This window comes from Caballeronia sp. SEWSISQ10-4 2 (assembly GCF_030464885.1).
In the GTDB taxonomy this organism is placed as follows: domain Bacteria; phylum Pseudomonadota; class Gammaproteobacteria; order Burkholderiales; family Burkholderiaceae; genus Caballeronia.
Genome location: NZ_JALPRJ010000042.1, coordinates 24,794 through 43,106 on the forward strand (window position 1 = coordinate 24,794; position 18,313 = coordinate 43,106).

At 60.5% G+C, this 18,313-nt stretch carries 18 protein-coding genes; 8 read left to right on the forward strand and 10 right to left on the reverse strand.

Annotated features, from left to right (window positions below):
• Positions 1-114: 114 nt before the first annotated feature.
• From M0D69_RS26000 to M0D69_RS26035, 8 genes are all read left to right on the forward strand, one after another.
• Positions 115-1,284: a transporter substrate-binding domain-containing protein gene (locus tag M0D69_RS26000; protein ID WP_301784740.1), complete on the forward strand. Its 1,170-nt coding sequence runs from the start codon at positions 115-117 to the stop codon at positions 1,282-1,284.
• Positions 1,281-1,886, forward strand: coding sequence for an ANTAR domain-containing response regulator (locus M0D69_RS26005; RefSeq protein WP_047846112.1), 606 nt, complete (start codon positions 1,281-1,283; stop codon positions 1,884-1,886). The genes M0D69_RS26000 and M0D69_RS26005 overlap by 4 nt, the downstream gene beginning before the upstream one ends.
• Before the next feature lie 239 nt (positions 1,887-2,125).
• Entirely contained in the window at positions 2,126-3,163 is a 1,038-nt protein-coding gene (locus M0D69_RS26010) for an aliphatic amidase (RefSeq protein WP_301784742.1), read from the forward strand.
• Positions 3,164-3,231: 68 nt separating this feature from the next.
• The gene (locus M0D69_RS26015; RefSeq protein WP_301784743.1) at positions 3,232-4,038 is read left to right on the forward strand and encodes a CbbQ/NirQ/NorQ/GpvN family protein; all 807 of its coding nucleotides are present in this window, start codon (positions 3,232-3,234) and stop codon (positions 4,036-4,038) included.
• A gap of 4 nt (positions 4,039-4,042) precedes the next feature.
• Positions 4,043-5,977 (forward strand): nitric oxide reductase activation protein NorD, encoded by a 1,935-nt coding sequence (locus tag M0D69_RS26020; protein WP_301784744.1) that lies wholly within the window; start codon positions 4,043-4,045, stop codon positions 5,975-5,977.
• A 273-nt stretch (positions 5,978-6,250) separates the two neighbouring features.
• Positions 6,251-7,438 carry an FAD-binding oxidoreductase gene (locus M0D69_RS26025; RefSeq protein WP_301784745.1) on the forward strand — a complete coding sequence of 396 codons (1,188 nt, stop codon included), beginning with the start codon at positions 6,251-6,253 and terminating at the stop codon, positions 7,436-7,438.
• Between the two features lie 28 nt (positions 7,439-7,466).
• The gene (locus M0D69_RS26030) at positions 7,467-8,240 is read left to right on the forward strand and encodes an electron transfer flavoprotein subunit beta/FixA family protein (RefSeq protein WP_301784746.1); all 774 of its coding nucleotides are present in this window, start codon (positions 7,467-7,469) and stop codon (positions 8,238-8,240) included.
• Positions 8,241-8,242: 2 nt separating this feature from the next.
• The gene (locus M0D69_RS26035; protein ID WP_301784747.1) at positions 8,243-9,175 is read left to right on the forward strand and encodes an electron transfer flavoprotein subunit alpha/FixB family protein; all 933 of its coding nucleotides are present in this window, start codon (positions 8,243-8,245) and stop codon (positions 9,173-9,175) included.
• Between the two features lie 49 nt (positions 9,176-9,224).
• Here M0D69_RS26035 and M0D69_RS26040 read toward each other — a convergent pair whose 3' ends face one another.
• From M0D69_RS26040 to M0D69_RS26085, 10 genes are all read right to left on the reverse strand, one after another.
• Positions 9,225-10,145 carry a flavin reductase gene (locus tag M0D69_RS26040; RefSeq protein ID WP_301784748.1) on the reverse strand — a complete coding sequence of 307 codons (921 nt, stop codon included), beginning with the start codon at positions 10,143-10,145 and terminating at the stop codon, positions 9,225-9,227.
• 46 nt (positions 10,146-10,191) lie between these two features.
• On the reverse strand, positions 10,192-11,019 hold the full coding sequence (locus tag M0D69_RS26045) for an alpha/beta fold hydrolase (RefSeq protein ID WP_301784749.1): 828 nt from the start codon (positions 11,017-11,019) through the stop codon (positions 10,192-10,194).
• On the reverse strand, positions 11,009-11,596 hold the full coding sequence (locus tag M0D69_RS26050; protein ID WP_047846108.1) for an amino acid synthesis family protein: 588 nt from the start codon (positions 11,594-11,596) through the stop codon (positions 11,009-11,011). Before M0D69_RS26050 ends, M0D69_RS26045 begins: the two co-directional genes overlap by 11 nt.
• 199 nt (positions 11,597-11,795) lie before the next feature.
• On the reverse strand, positions 11,796-12,479 hold the full coding sequence (locus tag M0D69_RS26055; RefSeq protein WP_301784784.1) for a GntR family transcriptional regulator: 684 nt from the start codon (positions 12,477-12,479) through the stop codon (positions 11,796-11,798).
• A 118-nt stretch (positions 12,480-12,597) separates the two neighbouring features.
• Positions 12,598-13,680, reverse strand: a complete 1,083-nt coding sequence (locus tag M0D69_RS26060; protein WP_301784750.1) for an ABC transporter ATP-binding protein — start codon at positions 13,678-13,680, stop codon at positions 12,598-12,600.
• Positions 13,677-14,474, reverse strand: a complete 798-nt coding sequence (locus tag M0D69_RS26065) for an ABC transporter permease (RefSeq protein WP_301784751.1) — start codon at positions 14,472-14,474, stop codon at positions 13,677-13,679. Before M0D69_RS26065 ends, M0D69_RS26060 begins: the two co-directional genes overlap by 4 nt.
• Position 14,475: 1 nt before the next feature.
• On the reverse strand, positions 14,476-15,348 hold the full coding sequence (locus tag M0D69_RS26070; protein WP_301784785.1) for an ABC transporter permease: 873 nt from the start codon (positions 15,346-15,348) through the stop codon (positions 14,476-14,478).
• Between the two features lie 46 nt (positions 15,349-15,394).
• Positions 15,395-16,432, reverse strand: a complete 1,038-nt coding sequence (locus M0D69_RS26075) for an ABC transporter substrate-binding protein (protein ID WP_301784752.1) — start codon at positions 16,430-16,432, stop codon at positions 15,395-15,397.
• Positions 16,433-16,493: 61 nt separating this feature from the next.
• The gene (locus M0D69_RS26080) at positions 16,494-16,808 is read right to left on the reverse strand and encodes an NIPSNAP family protein (RefSeq protein ID WP_301784753.1); all 315 of its coding nucleotides are present in this window, start codon (positions 16,806-16,808) and stop codon (positions 16,494-16,496) included.
• Between the two features lie 18 nt (positions 16,809-16,826).
• Positions 16,827-18,299, reverse strand: coding sequence for an aldehyde dehydrogenase (locus M0D69_RS26085; RefSeq protein ID WP_301784754.1), 1,473 nt, complete (start codon positions 18,297-18,299; stop codon positions 16,827-16,829).
• Between the last annotated feature and the right edge of the window lie 14 nt (positions 18,300-18,313).

Below are 18,313 nucleotides of genomic sequence, written 5' to 3' on the forward strand. Positions count from 1 at the left end.
GTGCACTTTCCCAAAGTGGGACAACAGACGCACTGATGCCGTGCATGAGACACGCTGACGGTGCAGCAAGAGGCACCAGAGAGACGTTGAACCAGCGAGAATTCCGGAACACATATGACCGCACTCCACAACTCGCCTATCAAGATCGGCGTCCTGTTTTCCTCATCGGGACTCACCGCTCCCATCGAACAGTCTCAACAGCGAGCGACCATACTGGCAGCTGAAGAGATCAACGCGGCAGGCGGTATCAATGGCCGTCAGCTAGAGCTGATCTTTCGCGACCCGGCTTCCATACCTAACAGATATGCCACGATGATCGAGCAATTGATTGTCGAGGAGCAGGTTCGGGTCGTGGTCGGTTGTTATATGTCGAGCACACGAAAGGCGGTGATTCCGATCGTCGAGCGACACAATGCGTTACTGCTTTACCCAACCTTCTATGAGGGATTCGAATATAGCCGCAACGTTATATATACCGGGGCAACGCCCAATCAAAACAGCGTGCCTTTGGCTAGCTATATGCTGAGCAATTTCGGTTCGCGTGTTTTTATGGTGGGTTCCGACTACGTCTACCCCTACGAATCAAATCGCATCATGAGCGACCTGGTTTTCGAGCAGCGCGGAGAAAAACTGGGCGAGGTATACATACCGCTGGATGCCGGCTGGGAAAGCTACCTTCACGTCGCGCAAAAAATTGCCGCCCTGCAACCCGACTTCATCTTCTCCACGGTGGTCGGCACCGGGATCTCGCATCTTTACCGGGCCTTTGCCGAGGTCGGGATGAATCCCTATGAGAGACCTATCGCGAGCCTCAGCACGAGCGAGACAGAGGTCGCTGCCATGGGTGCCGACATTGGAGAAGGACATATCACCGCGGCGACGTATTTCCAGTCCATCGACAGCCCGCTTAATAGAAAGGTTATCGCAAACTATCAGCGCCGTTTCGGAGATACGATGCAGACCGACACGTGTTGGGAAGCGGCCTATTTCCAGATGCATCTGCTTGCGAGCGCCATGACCATTACCGGCAGCGACGACCCGAACGCCTTGCTCAACACGTTGCCTGGACTGGAGATCGATGCACCGCAAGGACGTGTCAGGATCGACGAGCACAATCACCACACCTATCTGCATCCGCGCATAGGACGTTTGAACAAGAACGGGCAATTCGACATTGTGAGCGAAAGCGCCGGCTGGACGCCGGCCGCGCCATTCCAGATATCGCATACGCTGATCGACGCGGAGACTGTCTCCGGACCGGCTCAGGGCGGAGCACGGGGATGACACAGGGATCGTCCCGAACGTCTCAGGCGCTCAAAGACATTCGCTCTTTAAAGGTCGTCGCTATCCACCCCGACGACCAGGACGGAGAGGAGCTCCGTGGACAACTTCGCCGGATCGGATGCGAGGTTCAGATGGTCTGGCCTTCTCTTGACGCGTTGCCGGACGGAACCGATGTCGTGTTCCTGGCTGTACGCCCGGAAACCTTGTCCATCCAGTTTCCCTGGCTCGACGCGAAGGGAACGCCTCCCGTCATACCAGTTGTAAGCTACGAGAACCCGATCGTAATAGAAGCCGTGTTGCAGCTTAATCCTTACTGCCTGGTTCCATCGCCGGTGCGCTCGTTCGGCTTGCTTACCGCCATTGCAATTTCGTTGTATCAGCACAAGTCCAAGCGAACCCTTGAACACTATGTAGGGAGGCTTGAAGACAAGCTCGCGGATCAGCGAAAAATCCAGCAAGCCAAGACCATTTTGATGGAAACCCGCAAGCTGTCGGAGCAGGACGCTTACGATCTCTTAAGAGCGCAAGCGATGGCTAAGCGGCAACCGATCGAGGTGATGGCCCAGGCAATTATTCAAGCGCACGCGGTCCTGGACTTCTAGCGTCCGACATTTGAAGAATGTCTTTTTGCAAATTTTTTGATGTGCTATAAAACCATTAAGGACAAGTAGCCGTCCTGACAATCGCACCTGACTGCCAACGTCGCCAGCCAGATGCAAGGCAAAGAAGCCCGACCCGGATCACTCCGGCTCGGGCTTTTTTTGTTCTTTTTTCTGCAGGGCATGGGTGTCTACGCATCGTATTGCAGCATCTATTACCACCTTACATCAGGAGTATCGACATGAGGCATGGGGATATTGGAAGCACCAAGGACTGCGTGGGCGTGGCCGTCGTCAACTACAAGATGCCGCGCCTGCACACGAAAGCGGAAGTGCTTGAGAACGCCCGCAAGATCGCCGACATGCTGGTTGGAATGAAGCAAGGGCTACCCGGCATGGACCTTGTGATCTTCCCCGAATATTCGACGCACGGCATCATGTACGACGCCCGCGAAATGTATGAGACAGCGGCAACCATTCCGGGCGAGGAAACGGAAATCTTCGCCGCAGCCTGTCGCAAGGCCAACGTGTGGGGTGTGTTCTCGCTGACGGGAGAGCGGCACGAGGAACATCCAAACAAGGCGCCTTACAACACCTTGATCCTGATGAATAACCAGGGCGAGATTGTGCAGAAGTATCGCAAGATCATGCCGTGGGCACCGATTGAAGGCTGGTATCCGGGAGACTGTACGTACGTTTCAGAAGGACCAAAGGGCATGAAGATCAGCCTGATCATCTGCGACGACGGCAACTACCCGGAGATCTGGCGCGACTGTGCAATGCGCGGCGCAGAACTGATCGTCCGGTGCCAGGGTTACATGTATCCCGCCAAGGAACAGCAGGCAATGGTGGCGAAGACCATGGCGTGGATGAACAATTCATACGTTGCAGTCGCGAATGCCACGGGTTTTGACGGCGTCTATTCGTACTTCGGCGGCTCGTCGATTATCGGCTTTGACGGCCGCGCACTTGGCGAATGCGGCACCGAGGAGATGGGCATCAACTATGGCGAACTGTCGATCAGCCTGATCCGCGATGCGCGCAAGAACATGCAGTCGAACAACCATTTGTTCAAGCTGCTGCACCGCGGCTACACAGGCAAGCTCAATTCGGGTGAAGGCGCGCTCGGCGTGGCGGCCTGTCCGTTCGAATTCTACGGTAAATGGGTGAACGACCCGGACGGCGCGCGCAAGGAGGTGGAGGCGCTGACCCGCTCGACCATCGGCACGCCCGAATGTCCGATCGAGGGTATCCCGCACGAGCCGGTGGAGCATCGTTAAGCCCGGGAAAACGGTCGCCGCAAAGACGGCGGCCAGTTCGCTCCCTTCATATAAAGGACCGCTGCCCCGTGTTCTCCGATCTCGATTCGTATCGACTGACCGACGAGCCATTCTATCGGCCCGCGGGCACCGAAGTCGCCTTTTTCGAGCACGCCTATGCGCACCGCTTGCCCGTGATCCTCAAAGGGCCGACAGGCTGCGGCAAGACACGCTTCATCGAGCACATGGCCTGGAAACTCGGGCGTCCGCTGATCACCGTTGCCTGCAACGAAGACATGACCGCGTCGGATCTGGTGGGACGGTATCTACTCGATGCGCATGGCACGACATGGCACGACGGACCGCTTACTACCGCCGTGCGCTCTGGTGCGATTTGCTATCTCGACGAGATCGTGGAGGCGCGGCAAGATACCACTGTTGTCATTCATCCGCTCACCGACGGGCGCCGCATCCTGCCGCTCGACAAGCGAGGCGAAGTGGTACGCGCCCATCCGGACTTTCAGCTCGTGGTGTCGTATAACCCGGGGTATCAGAGTCGCACGAAGGACTTGAAGCCATCCACACGACAGCGCTTTGTCGCCATGCATTTCGAGTATCCCGACGAAGCAGTCGAAGCCGCCATTGTCGCGAAGGAAGCGAGCGTGCCGATCGAACTCGCCGCGCAACTTGTAAAGCTCGCTCACCGCACGCGTGCGCTTAAAGATCGTGGACTAGAGGAAGGTGTGTCGACACGCATGCTGATCTACACGGCCACGCTGATCCGTGCCGGCGTTGAGCCCCGTGAAAGTTGCGAAGCGACCATGACGCAGGCGCTGACGGACGAGCCGGATGTGATTCGCGCGTTACGCGGCATCGTGGATGCGCACTTCGCTTAACGCTATGACAATCGCGGACGCGGGTTTAACGGAGGACGTGATCGCCGAACACCGGGTAAGTGCGGAGCATGAAGCGGCCCTTCGAGGCGCTACCGAAAAGTTGCAGGAACACGACCCCGCAAGCGCCAACGCCTTGCACGTCAACATGCAAAGGCTGCTGGACCGGCTTCGGGCGGACGCACTCGTCCGCTGGATGCTGACCGGCATGCGCCTCTATCCGAACGAACCGCAAAAGCGACGTCACTATTTTGGCTTGCAGGACGCAAGTGCATGGCTGGCGCTCGAAAGCGAAGCACGTGCGCCGAGTCTCGCTGCCTCGATTCCTTCACTTTCGTTGCTGATTGAAGGACTCTCGCTGCGCCGGATCGGTATTCAGGCGCAGCCGCTTGACACGATCGACGTCACGCCGATGAGACCGATCCTCTCGTCGACGCACCTGCTGTTACCCTCGGACTACTCATCGCTTGATTCGCCTGAGCCGGAGCTGCTCTTTCGCGCGTCGGTTGCCCACGCCGCCGCCCACCTGATGCACTCGCCCACGGCACAACCGGTCGGAACGCTCAAGCCCATGAGTATCGCGGTTATTTCCGCGATCGAAGATGCGCGCGTGGAGCAGCTTCTGATGCGGGATCTTCCGGGCACGAGAGCGTGGTTTGTACCATTCCTGAAATCGAGTCTGCAACCTGAGGGGCTTTCGTTCGCGGCCTTGGTGTCACGCATGAACTATGCATTGATCGACCCGGCTTACCAGGACGACAACTACTGGGTAAACAAGGCGCGCACCTTGTTCGACGCGCTCACGACGTCGCTCCATGACTATGCGTCGTTCCGCGAGATTGCTTCCGTGCTGGCTAACGATCTGGGTCAGATGCGTGTGCGCTTTCATCCGCAACAGTATGTGGTGCCCGCACCTCACCGTGACGACAACTCGTTTCTCTGGACCTATCCTGATACAACTACGCCGCAAAGCATTCAAGAGCTGCAAGTAGAATCGAGTTCGGCAGGTACATCGCGTTCAGACAGCACCGACGAACAAGGCGCGACCGAGCAGGAAATACGCCGCTTGCGCTATCCCGAGTGGGACTATCGGTTAGGTCTATTGCGCTCGGACTGGTGCACGGTAATCGAACGCAGATCGCCCAGCCCAAGTGCACATCACCGCATGACGGCCCCAATACCGCTTGCACGCGTGAAGCTCCCGGTGACGGCCAGCCTGACGCGCAATGCGCGACTTCGCCGCCAGCCTGAGGGCGAGGAACTTGATCTCGACGCCGCGATTGAACACGCAATCGATCGCCGGCGCGGCCATTTGCCCGAGCATCGCGTCTTCACGCGCCCAGGTACCAGACAACGTTCAATGAGCTTGCTGTTGCTGCTGGACCTGTCCGCATCAACAGGCGATATCGCCCCGGACGCGGGCCGCTCGATCCTCGATATTGAAAAAGAGGCCGCACAGGCGCTGGTGCAAGCGGCAAGCTCGGCGGGTCATCGTATTGCGGCGCACGGCTTTTCCTCCGATACACGAGAGTGCGTGAATTACTACCGCCTGCTGGATTTCGATACGACGCTCGATGAGGTCAGCAGCGCATCGATTCGGGCGTGCACCGCGCGCTACTCCACACGCATGGGGGCTGCAATCCGTCATGCAACGTCCCTTATGTCGCTCGAGACAAGTGAGCGTCGCGTGATCATCGTGATTACGGATGGAACGCCTTCGGATATCGATGTCTTTGACGACGCCTATCTGATTCATGACGCGCAGGTCGCCGCAGAGGACGCTCGGCGTGCGGGCATGGTGACCTGCGGGATCGCTCTCGACGAAGGCGGTGCCAGCTATATGCGCCGCATTGTCGGCCGTGAGTACTGTCGTATTGTGAGCGACCCCTCTACCCTTCCGGCGCAGCTAGTCGCGCTTTTTGCTCGTATTGCCGCGACCTGACAGGCGCTGCGTTTCCTTACACATTGCGCCGCGTGCTGGCCTGAACGCGCATTGTGGCAGGCGCATACACCTCGAACGGCACTGCGCTCAACAAACTATTAGCGACGCTTATAGAGGAGCACGATCTCCCAGGATCGCGTATCCCGTCAATCGCCTTGGCTCCAGCCGAACTCTGCAGTAATCCACACGCTCTGCATAAGTTTGTTTAATACAAAGTAGCGTCGTATTTCGTCTCTCTACAATCCGGCCATCGATCCTCTTTCTGGAAGTGCAATGAGCCACTACGACTTCATCGTGATCGGCGCCGGGGTCATCGGCGCGTCGGTTGCCCATCATCTCGCTACGCTGGGTGCCAAGAGCGTGCTGGTCGTGGACCGTGGCACCATCGGCGCAGGCACCACCTCGCAGTCGTCGGGCCTGTTGCGCACGCACTATTCGGTACGGCAAAACGTGGAACTCGCGCGCTCGTCCTGGCACGCGTTCAATAACTTCGCCGCCTACGTCGACGACGATGAAGCCTCATGCGGCCTAGTGAAATGCGGCTACATGATCTGTGCACCCGAAGGCGACAAGCTCGCGCCGTTGCAGGCTTCGCTCGACGCACAGCGAAGCATGGGCATAGAAGTGCAACTGCTCTCGAAGGATGAAGCCCACGAGCGTTTGCCGATCGCTCATTTCGACGATGCCGCGTTGATCGGCTACGAACCCGAAGCGGGTTTCGCCGATGCCTATCTGGTGGCGACGGGCTTCGCCCGCTCAGCCCGTCGGCGCGGCGTGAAGTTCATGGAAAACACGACCGTGACCGGACTCGTGCGCGATGGCCGGCGAGTGGTCGGTATCGAAACGTCGGCGGGCAGGCTCAGCTGCGGGACGCTGATCAGCACGCAAAACATCTGGACGCCGGAGCTGGCAGGGTGGATCGGCGTGCCGCTGCCCGTGAAGCCGGAACGTCACACGGTGCTTGCTCTGGAATGCGACGCTGCCCCCTATACGTTCAGCATGCCGGCCTTCAAGGATCTCGGCTCGCCGGGCATGCTCTATTTCCGCAGCTACGGCGGCAGCCAGATGCTGGTGTCCGAAGGCGTGGTCGGCGAAACGCTGAACGCCCCTGAGACCGAACAAGGCGATATCTCGCTCGACTATGTCGGCGAAGTTGGCGCCCAGGTTGCCGAGCGATTTACCGCTTATGAAATGGCGGGACTCGCTTCGTCGTGGACCGGTGTGTACGACGTTACGCCGGACTGGAACCCTGTGCTCGGATCGGTGGGGGACATCGAAGGATTAGTGGTTGGATTTGGTTTCTCCGGGCATGGCTTCAAGCTGTCGCCGGGAATCGGCAGGATTCTCGCGCAACACGCCCTGGGCCAGTCCACCGATGTAGCGCTCGCACCGTACGCACTCGATCGCTTCGCAAGCGGTGCGCTGCTGGTCGGTAAATACGGTTCGGGCGCGGTGTCCTGACCTCTTTGATGCTAACCCGAAGATGACCATGAAGATCCTCGTCCCCGTGAAGCGGGTTGTCGATGCCAACGTGCGCGTTCGCATCGGCTCGGCCGGCACCGTCGATACAGCCGGTCTCAAGATGTCCCTCAATCCGTTCGACGAATGCGCGGTCGAACAAGCCTTGCGTCTGCGCGAAGCTGGAATTGCGTCGAGCGTGACGGTGCTTACGTGCGGCCTGCCCGTCTGTCAGGACGTGCTGCGCACCGCACTCGCGATGGGCGCGGACGACGCCGTACTGATCGATACCGCCAGTGCTTCGCCGGACTCGCTCGGCATAGCGCGTCTGCTGCATGCGTTCATGACCGCGGATGCTGGTGCCAATGCCTACGGTCTGGTGTTATGCGGCAAGCAGGCTATTGACGACGACATCGGCGGCGTTGCCGCCATGCTCGCCGCGCTGCTCGGCTGGCCGCAGGCGCTCAATGCATCCGCTATCGAAGCGGCCGGAAGTGGCTGGCTGGTGACCTGTGGCGATGACGCCGGCACGGCTACCTGGCGTCTTGACGGGCCTGCCGTGGTCAGCGCGGACCTGCGCCTGGCCGACCCTCGCCGCGTGACGTTGCCGAGCATCGTTAAGGCAAAACAAAAGCCGCTGCGCACGCTCGATGCTGCCACGTACAATTTTTCGCTTGAAGCGCAGATGCGGATCGTGGAGATGGCAGAGCCGGCGGTCCGCCAACCCGGCATCAAGGTAACTGACACGGCGGCGCTGCTTGGCGCTATCGGCAGCCCGCGGCTGTTTCAAAACGTGGGAGCGTGACCATGAGAAGTCTTGTTGTAGGGGAATGGGAAGATGGTGCGATCAGCGATGCGACCTTGCGCGTAATCAGGGCAGCGAGCGAGCGCGGAGCACCGGTGGATGTGCTCACGTTTTCGTCCACCATGGCCGATGCCGCCGCATGTATTGAAGGCATTGCGCGCGTGCTGCTGGCATCGGACGAAGCGCCTAACCCCGAAACGCTTGCCGCGCTGCTTGAGCGAATTGCCTCGGATTACTCGATGATCGCCGCGAGCCACCGCACTGCCGGACGCTCAGCGCTTCCGCGCGCCGCCGCGTTGACCGGAAATGCGTTTCTCGCGGATATCACGCGCGTGGTGACGGCGCAGCGCTTCGTACGTGGACTCTATGCAGGCAGCGTGGTCGCGACAATCGAAAGTACGGGCGCCACGCTCTTCGCCACCATCAGGACATCGTCGTTCGCGCCGGCATCGCGGACCGGCGGTGCGGCTTCGATTGTCACGCTCGACACCATCGCACCATTCTCCGCGACCGTGCTGATCGATCGGCAAGCCGCTGCGCAAAACGGGCGCGACCTGTCGAGTGCGCGGATCGTAGTGGCAGGAGGACGGGGACTGGCGTCGAAGGACAACATGGATAAGCTGGGCGCGTTGGCCGGAAACATGGGCGCGGCGCTCGGTGCATCCCGTGCGGCAGTGGATGCGGGTTATGCGCCCAACGCCGCGCAGGTCGGGCAAACGGGCAAGACCGTGGCGCCCGAGATCTATCTCGCGTTCGGCATCTCGGGGGCGATCCAGCATCTGGCCGGGATGAAGGATTCGCAGATTATCGTGGCCGTGAACAAGGACCCCGACGCGCCGATTTTTTCGGTGGCGGATTACGGCATCGTAGGCGATCTCTTCGATGTCGTGGGTGAACTCGAGGCTCACGCGCGCTCGCTGGGGAGCGCCCAATGAGCACGGTGTTCTCTGAAGAACGTTTCGAGGAACAGGCGTCGGTTCGCTTCTACCCTAACGCCTGCACCATCCCCTTCTCAACGTCACCCACATAAATGCCGAACGCATCCTCGGTCCGCTCCTTCACATAGCGGCGCAGCATAGACTCAACGGCCGGATCACGAATCCGGTCCCAGGGAATCGCATTCAGCGACACGTACCGTACATGCGCGCCCGCAGGCGCATCATCAGCAATGCGGCCGCGATAATAGATATGCGTAATCCCCTTCTCCTCAAACACCGCGAACAGAAAATCAAGATTCGCATTCAGCCGATACCCACCCAGCACGCCCCGCAAACTAGCTGCATCCGAAGCTGGCTCAAGCCGTGTCCCAATCGGTAATTGCAACGCTCCCGACGCCGTCTCGATCAACACAAGTCCCGCCGGATGCTCCAAAATCGCACCCACCTGAGCACGCTGCCCGGTGGCCGCCAACGCATCCTGCGACAAGCTGAAATCCACATACGCGCCACGGCAATAACCAAGCGGTGTCGCGCTCGTATGCGTGAAATCGACCACACGTCCAATCAGGATGATGTGATCCCCGGCGTCCACCACCTGATGCGTCTCGCAATCGAAACTCGCCGCAGCGCCGTCCATCACCGGGCTGCCCGTGCGGCGTGCATGCCATCCAACCTGCCCAAACTTGTCCGCGCTCTTGGAAGCGAACACACCCGACACAGGTCGCTGATCTTCAGCAAGCACGCTGACCGCGAAAAGCTGCGTCACTGAAAATACCGGATGGCTCGACGCGGTCTTCGCAATACACACCAGGATCAACGCAGGATCGAGCGACACCGACGTAAACGAGTTCGCAGTAAAACCACGCGGAGAACCATCGGGTTGAATGGTCGTCACGACAGTCACGCCCGTGACGAATGCGCCCAGCGCACGGCGAAATTCAGTGGTATCGAAGGCGGATTCGTTCATGCTTTTGCTCCTTAAATTAGCCGCTTAAACGCGAGCTATCCATTCCTCAAGAACAACCCGCCGCACGAATGAACTGCACCAGCCGCTGATTCACGATCGCCGGCGCGGTGACGTTCATCATGTGCCGTTCGTTCGCGATGATCTCGGCGCGTCCACGAGGCGCGGCGGCGGCCATCGAATGCGACATCGCGGGACTTGAATTCGGATCGCACTCGCCAGTCATGAACAGCGCGGGCACGGTAAGTTGCGGCAAGCGGCCGACATGCGCCTGATCCGAGCTTGCAAATAGCCGGTACGTCCGCGCATAACCTTCCGGGTTCACAGTCTCCAGCAACGAACGCACGAGCTCCGCGACTTGCGCAAGATGACCCGGCACGGGATCGTCGAACCAGCGCGCGACCGTGGCGTCGATGCTCGGTTGTTCCAGCCCTCCGCCTTCCAGCGACGCAGCGCGCTGCATCACGGCGGCCCGTTGTGTCGGCGTGCGATCGTACACCGCGTTCAGCGCGACCACGCTCGCAACCCGCTCCGGATATTGCAACGCGAACTCAAGCGCGATCAGCGAGCCCATCGAGTGGCCGACCACATGCGCTACATCGAGTCGCAAATGGTCCAGCAGTGCAGCAAGCTGGGCGGCGTATTCATCGAGTACAGGCGACGCCGTCGGCAAGCGGCTGGCGCCGTGGCCCAGCATGTCATACGACACCACCCTGAAACACAACTGCAGCGCGTCCACCTGAGGCGCCCACACACTGCGGTTCATCCCCACGCCATGGATCAGGACAAGCGCCGGCCCCTCGCCCGCCACACTGTATGCCGTACCGTCGAACACGCCGCTAATCGACGCACGGCCAGTCACCGTTTCAGGCTTCATTAGACCCAAGCTCCTTCAGATCCTGATAGCGGTCACCAATCCGGTGATGCGGCCGTCCGCCGATCGACGCACCAAGCGCGATCACGAGCTCATCGGGCCCGGGTGCATCGATGATAGAAAACTGAATGGTGAGGTAATGCGAGCGCATGCCTTCGTCGCCCTTGTGCATCAGCGGGATGGTGACGGGGCAGTTAGGACCGCCACGCAGATTCGTGAAACTCAGATAACTCTTCGCTCCAACCGCTTCGCGGAACTTGTTGCCAAAGCGCAGCGTATGGATCAAAGCCGATGCATGTTCGACCTCGCCCGACGTCCCGACGATCGCCGCTTTTCCATAACCCTCCACTGCCGCGCCCGAGCCTGCAATGCGCAAGATCTCGCCGGTCAGGAGCTCGCCGAGTTGCGGCGCGAGTCCATGAATCTCCGGGCGCAGGTCATCGACGAAACCGCGCCCCGCCCATGGATTGCGCAACACTGCCGCCGCGGCGAACAGCTTCAACGGCCGCTCGGCCGCTTTACCGCCCTCGATGAAGGTGTCTTCCACATAGGTAACCAGCTTGCGAATCTCGAGTTTCATGGGACTTTTCTCCGTAGGCAAAACGCCGTGGCTCCATGCAATGGCGTCGTTGGAATATTATGGTATTCCATATTACTGGATGCAAGAATTTTTCGACGATTGAGGGGTTTACGAGAGCACCCTGGAAAAGCTTTGGGCGAAAAAAAAAGCCGTCGGAGCAGACGGCTTTCGTGGCTCGCAGGCCGCTGTCGCGAAGCAATCAGACGCTGGCTTCCGCAGTCCTTTCAGCAAGCACGGCCATCACGATACCGGCCGTGCGCCGCACGTGTTCGAGCGATGCCGCCGCGGCCGCATCGCCGTCTTTCTTAGCTATAGCGCTCAGCAATTTGTTCATCTCTCGATTCGAGTCCGCGCCTCGTCCCGGCGAGGCGATCGTCACGGATCGCAACTGGTTGATGCGTGCGTTCAGCGACTTGACCACCTGGTGCATCATCAGCTTGTGGCCGCCGGTGAACATGGCTTCGTAAAAGCGCTCGGTGTAGGTCAGCACGCGCTTGAAGTCCGACTTGTCGAAAGCGTCCTCGATCTCCTTGCGAATTTCGCGCAATTGCTTAACCAGCGCCGGGGTCGCGTGTTCGGCGCAAGCCCGCGCCGCTTCGGACTCGAGCAACGCGCGGATTTCGTAGATCTCCTGGACCTGCTCCGGGTCGAGCCGCGCGACGATCGGCCCGGAATGCGCCACGGTTTCGACCAGGCCCTCGGTCTCGAGGTGGCGCAGCACTTCTCGCACCACGGTCCGGCTGACACCGAGTTGATCGCACAAGGTGCGCTCGATCAGGCGGTCGCCGGGACGATAGAAACCCTGCGAAATTGCGTCGCGCAATTTCTCAAGCGTCAGCTCGCGCAACGTCGGTGCACTTCGGTCGACACGCATTTGATCGATCATGGTTTCTTGTCTCCGGTCTGAAATCCGGAATCCCTGGTTTTTGGAATCCCATAGTATTGCACAGCCTTGTTGTTCACCCTCACCCGTTTCGCTGACGTTATCCGGCAGGTTTTTATCAGGCCGCAAAAACCCGCGCACTCTCGTGCTCCCAATCGAGCCACGCCCGTGCACCGATCGCCAGGCTGGGCTCGCGCGAACTGATGGATGTCCGCACCGCGATCTCCTGTTCCCAGGGCGTGGCAACCGCGTAGTGCATGGTGTCGCCGAGATAGGTGACATCGCGAACGACCACCTGCAAGCCGCCTTCCGCCGCCTCCAATGGCTGCGCGCGAATGCGGATCTGTTCCGGACGCAGCATCAGCGCGCCGTTGTCGCCCGCGTTCAGAGCGTGATCGAAACCGCCGACCGACACCGGCTTGCCGTTCGGAAACACGGCCTGCGACGCACCGTTGCTGCCGGCCAGTGTGACCGGCAGGAAATTAGAGTTGCCGATAAAACTCGCGACGAAACGCGACGCCGGTTTCGCATACAGCTCCTCGCCGCTGCCGACCTGCTCGATGCGTCCCTTGTTGAACACCGCGATCCGGTCGGACAGGCGCAGCGCCTCCTCCTGGTCGTGGGTCACATAAAGGATCGTCACGCCGGTCTGCTGGTGGATGCGCCGCAGTTCTGTCTGCAATTCCTCGCGCAACTTCTTGTCGAGCGCGGAGAGCGGTTCGTCCATCAGCAGGACCGGCGGATCGTAGGCGAGCGCGCGCGCAATCGCCACGCGCTGCTGCATGCCGCCCGACAGCTGGTCCGGCATGCGGTCGCGGCAATCGGCGAGATGCACAAGCTTGAGCATCTGCTCGACCTTCGACTTCACTTGCGCATCGGGCAGACGCCGCACACGCAGCGGAAAGGCGACGTTCTCGCCGACCGTCAGATGCGGGAACAGCGTGTAGCGCTGGAACACCATACCGATGTTGCGCCGGTTCGGTGCAACCGATAGCAGCGACTTGCCGTCGAGCAGCACGCGCCCTTCGGTGGGCGACTGAAACCCCGCGACTATGTAGAGCGTCGTACTTTTCCCGGAGCCCGACGGTCCGAGAAACGTCATGAATTCGCCCTTCTCGATATCGAGCGAGACGTGGTCGATAGCGACCACCTGATCGTAGGTTTTACGAAGCCGTTGTATCTGCAGAAACGGTGCGCTCACGATTTACCTCTCTTAAGGACAAGCCCCAGCAACATCAGGATGACAGTCAACCCAACTAGCAGTGACGACGCCGCGGCAATCACCGGCGTCAGGTCCTGCCGCAAGGTGCTCCAGATCCGCACGGGCAGTGTTTGCAAGGTCGGGCTTGCCATGAAGATCGACACCACGACTTCATCCCACGACGCGAGGAACGAGAAGATCGCTGCGGCAAACAGACCGAGGCGAATCGCCGGCAGCGTGACGCGCCACTTCACTTCGAACGGGCTCGCGCCGCAGATCAGCGCGGCGTCTTCGAGCGCGGTATCGAAGCTCTCCAGCGAATTTCCGATGGCGATGATCGAAAACGGCAACGCGATAATCAAGTGTCCGATCACGAATCCGACCAGCGTTCCGGTCAGGCCGATGCGCAGGAAAAAGCCATACAATGCGACCGCGAGCACGACCACGGGCAGCACCATCGGCGTGAGGAAAAACGCCTTGAGAACCGCACGGCCGCGGAACGTGCCGCGTGTCAATGCAAGCGAAGCAAGGAGACCCAGCACCACCGACAACACCATGACGACCAGCCCCAGTTCGACGCTGGTAATCAGCGAGTCAAGCCAGCCTGGATCGGAAAACAGCATGCTGTACCAGCGCAACGTCCATCCCGGCGGCGGAAACAGCAGCCATTGCGAATCACCGAACGACAACGCAACGATGAACAGCACCGGCAGCAACAGGAACAGCGACACGGCCGCGCCGACGCTCAGCAGCACCCAGCGCAACGGTCCGAGACGTTCGAAATCTAGCAGCATGTCAGTGGGCTCCCGAAGCACCCGGCGCACGGCCGGAAAAGCGCAGTTGCACCACATAGAGCGACAGCGTCACGAGCAGCAAGACAAACGCAGCGGCGCCCGCAAGCCCCCAGTTCAGCAATTGCTGCACGAGTTGCGCGATCAGTTCGGCGAGCATCATGTATTCCGGACCGCCGAGCAGCGCGGGCGTCACGAAGTACCCGAGCGCCATCACGAACACCATCAACGCACCGCTGGCGATGCCGGGCATAGCCAAGGGCACCAGAACTCGCCAGAAGGCCTGCCAGCGGCTCGCGCCGCAGATGGCAGCAGCGCGCAACGTGGTGGGATCGATGGCGCGCAGGGTCGCGTGCAACGGCATTACCAGGAACGGCAACATGATGTACGTCATGCCGATGGTGACGCCGGTCAGGTTGTTGACCAGAATCAGCGGCTCATGAATCACGCCCAACCACATCAGCAAGCGGTTGATCGGCCCCGTCTGCTGCAACAGGACCATCCAGGCGAAGGTGCGTGCGAGCAGGTTGGTCCACATCGAAAGCAGCAGGATCGCGAACACCAGCTTGCTGACCCAGCGCGGCGCGATGGCGAGCAGCCACGCGGTCGGAAAACCGATCGCGAGCGTCACCGCCGTCACCACCGACGCCACAAAGAAGGTGTTGCCGAAGACCCGCAAGTAGGTTGTCGAACCGAACAACTGCGCGTAGTTCTGGACACCGGGCGCCGGGTCCAGCACGCTGCGCAGCAGCAGCGAGAGCACCGGCAACAGGAAGAACACGATCAGCAGCAGCAAGGCCGGCAACACCAGCCGCGCAGTCCGCAAACCGGTGCTCACCTTCGGCAGCGAGGCTGGAGGCTCCGCGACGGTGCTCATTGCGTTCGCCATGACAACTCCTTCAAGGTGATCGGCCGCCACTGCTTTACTTCGACTGCCACGCGTACCAGCGCTTGGCGATTTCATCGCGGTGATCGGCCCAGTACTTCATGTCGAGGTTGATCTGCGTCGCCTTGTACTGGTCCGGCTGCGTCTTCGCGACAGCGGCGGGCAGCAGCGCCGCCGACTTCAGGTTGACCGGCGCGTAGCCGGTTTCAGCGGCGAAATTCGCCTGCGCCTGCGCGCTGGTCGCGGTAGCGAGGAACTTCATCGCTTCAGCCTTGTGTTTCGCGCCCTTCGGCACCACCAGCATGTCGGCCGCGGTCAGATTCTGGTTCCACGATACGCCCACATCCACGCCGGTTTGCTGCAACGCGTGCAGGCGGCCGTTCCAGAACACGCCGAGTGGCGCTTCGCCCGACGCCATCAACTGCTGCGACTGCGCGCCACCGCTCCACCAGACAATCTGGCTCTTGATGGTGTCGAGTTTCTTGAACGCACGATCGAGGTCGAGCGGATACAGCTTGTCGGGCGCGACGCCGTCGGCAAGCAGCGCGACTTCCAGCACGCCCGGCGCGGACCATTTGTAGAATGTGCGTTTGCCGGGGAAACGCTTGGTGTCGAAGAGGTCGGTATAGTTAGCAGGACTGTCGTTCTTGAACGTAGCCTTGTTGTACCCGAGCACGAACGAATAATAGAAACTGCCGACTGCACCCGGCGACATGAAACGCGGGTCGAGCTGGCTCTTGTTCACTACCGAATAGTCGATCGGCTCGACCAGTCCGTCGCGCAACGCGGCATAGGCAAAGTCGCCTTCTACGTCGACCACGTCCCATTGCACGTTGCCGCTGTCGACCATGGCCTTGAGCTTGCCGTAATCGGTCGGCCCGTCCATCAGCACCTGAACTCCCGATGCCTGCGTGAACGGTACCGCCCACTCCTTCTGTTGAGCCGACTGTGTCGTGCCGCCCCAACTGGCGAACACGATGGGCGCGGCGGCCGCGAACACGGGCGCCGTAACCGAAACGACAGCGGTGACGACCAATGCGCGCACCAGGGCGTGCAAACGTAACGGTTGCTGCATGACGACTGCTCCTTGAAAGGAAACGGCTGACTTCGAGAGGACTAACGGTGAACGTCTGGTTTTATTTGAGCGGTGAAAATACGGCCGGCTTCATGATCTTGCTTTCCATGGTTTCCAGCAGCGCCTGGATCTTCGGCGCGAAAGCCTGCCACGCGGGATCTTCTGCCAGTCGCTGGCGGCGCGCCTCGCGATCATCGAGGCTCGTGTAGGCCCACATGTGGACGATCTGGTTCAGCGGCCCGATCTCCGAGAAGAAGTAGCCCACAAGTTCTCCGAGGTGATATTTCTGCAAAGCGATGCCTTCTTCCTCAACCAGTTTCAGATACGCGGGGACCGCGCCGGTCCGAATCTTGTAAGTGCGGATTTCGTAGTACATGGAGTCTCGTGAGTCTCTTCAACGCATGACGAAAGGATCGGCGATAGGCTCGTCCGACGTGCGGATCCATACGGATTTGGTGCGGGTGTAGTCGAGCACGGCGTCGAGCCCGCCTTCGCGGCCGAGTCCGCTCAACTGGTATCCGCCGAAGGGAACGATTGGTGAAACCGCGCGATAGGTATTCACCCACACGATGCCGGCGCGAAGCCTGCGCGTCAGCCGATGCGCACGCGTCAGGTCGCGCGTGAACACACCTGAGGCAAGCCCATAGCGCGTGTCGTTCGCGAGCGCAATTGCTTGTTCTTCGGTATCGAAACTCATCACGCTGAGCACCGGCCCGAACAACTCCTGCGCGACGCTCGGCACGTCTGAAGTAGCGCATTCCACAATGGTTGGCTCAAAGAAGAACCCTTCGCCCAAGCCTTCGGGACGATGGCCGCCGGTCAGCAGCTTCGCACCTGCGCCAAGGCTTGCCGCCAACACCGATTCAATATGGTCGCGTTGCTTACGCGTTGCGAGTGGACCCATCTCCGTGCTCACGTTCTGTGGATCGCCGATCTTGATTGCCCGCGCCTTTTCGACAAGCTTCGCAAGCAGGCGGTCGCGAATGCCGCGCTGCACGAGCAGCCGCGAACCCGCGACGCAACTCTGGCCGGTCGCTGCAAAAATCCCGGCGATGACCGCATTGCTAACGCTCTCCACGTCGGCGTCGTCGAAGACCAGTACGGGCGATTTGCCGCCTAGTTCCAGCGACGTGGCGGCGAGGTTCTCCGCCGAGTTCCGCACGATATGGCGTGCCGTTTCGGGGCCACCCGTGAAAGCGATCTTCGCGACGAGCGGATGAGTTGTGAGTGCGTGGCCGCAATCGGCGCCGAAACCCGTCAGGATGTTCACCACGCCTGCCGGGAAACCAGCCTCGTGAACCAGACGCGCGAACGCGAGCAACGGCGCAGGCCCCTCTTCCGAGGCCTTGATGACGATCGTACAGCCCGCGGCAAGCGCCGGCCCGATCTTCACCGCGGATAAGAACAACTGCGAGTTCCACGGCACGATACCCGCAACGACACCGACCGGCTCGCGTCGAAGAAAGACTTCCATGTCCGGTTTGTCGACGGGTAGATACGCTCCCTGGATCTTGTCCGCGACGCCCGCGTAATAGCGGTAGTACTCGGCGACATAGCCAATCTGGCTGCGCGTCTCGCGGATGATCTTGCCGGTGTCGGCAGTTTCAAGTTCGGCCAGTTCCTGCGCGTTCGCCGCGACAAAGTCGGCGAGGCGGTACAGCAGCTTGCCGCGCTGGCTTGCGTTCAGTCCGGCCCACTCGGGCGCGAACAGCGCGCGATCCGCTGCCCGCACGGCACGATCCACGTCGCCCGTGCTCGCTGCAGGCATGGTCGCCCAAACCGCGCCGGTCGCCGGATTGATACTGTCAAAGGTCTGCGCGGCGTCGCCGAATTCGCCGTCGATGTAATGCTGGAACGACTTCAACATGTCATCGGCTCCGG